The sequence below is a fragment of the Xanthomonas populi genome (genome assembly GCF_002940065.1).
Classification (GTDB): Bacteria; Pseudomonadota; Gammaproteobacteria; order Xanthomonadales; family Xanthomonadaceae; genus Xanthomonas; species Xanthomonas populi.
The window spans coordinates 1-554 of sequence record NZ_MDEJ01000321.1 but is presented as its reverse complement, the minus strand read 5'-3'; the positions used below and the strand labels follow the sequence as shown (position 1 = coordinate 554).

1 protein-coding gene is annotated in these 554 nt (G+C 46.6%); it reads right to left on the bottom strand.

The window, feature by feature from the left end; all coding sequences use genetic code 11:
- Positions 1-73 precede the first annotated feature (73 nt).
- Positions 74-364 (bottom strand): hypothetical protein, encoded by a 291-nt coding sequence (locus XpopCFBP1817_RS21105; RefSeq protein WP_128418506.1) that lies wholly within the window; start codon positions 362-364, stop codon positions 74-76.
- Positions 365-554 lie beyond the last annotated feature (190 nt).

Here is a 554-nt window from a genome sequence, read left to right as displayed (position 1 = left end):
CAGTGCTCGATTAGGGAAAATTGCTCTGGTGTGATCTCCATACCCGATAGTTTACTCGCTCAGGCCATTAGTGTTAACAGTCCATAATTGGTCCTAAGCCTTGAATTTTCAGCTCGTGGAGCGAGACCCCTTTAGTAGGTACGACACCTGGCGGAGTACCGATCAGCCCCTCTATGTCCGAAATATCTATTGGGACCTCAGCAAACTGCGCAGAAAAATCGTACTCTCTAACAAAAAGAGCATCAAATTCTTCGCTCGATATTCTGAAATCGGAAACAAGTCTATCCAGCATTCCTGCAATCGATGCCTGCTCACCCAAGTCGATCTCTCGGTAGAGCCAAGTAGCTAAAGAAGTGGCGGGCATTCTCGCACCACCCTGGAGATTTTTAAGTACATCTATATAGTTCTCCACCCAACACCAAGATGAAGTGCTCTTCTGATGCACAAATGCACTTTGAAACGTGTCAACAACTATTGGGCACCTCGAACAACCAAGTCGTAGCCGTGGTGACACGCACTGGATGATGACCATACCTTCAAAAAATCAGCGATCT

Excerpts from the sequence above, each read along its gene's own strand:
- XpopCFBP1817_RS21105 (WP_128418506.1), bottom strand. The coding sequence starts at position 364 with ATGCCCGCCACTTCTTTAGCTACTTGGCTCTACCGAGAGATCGACTTG.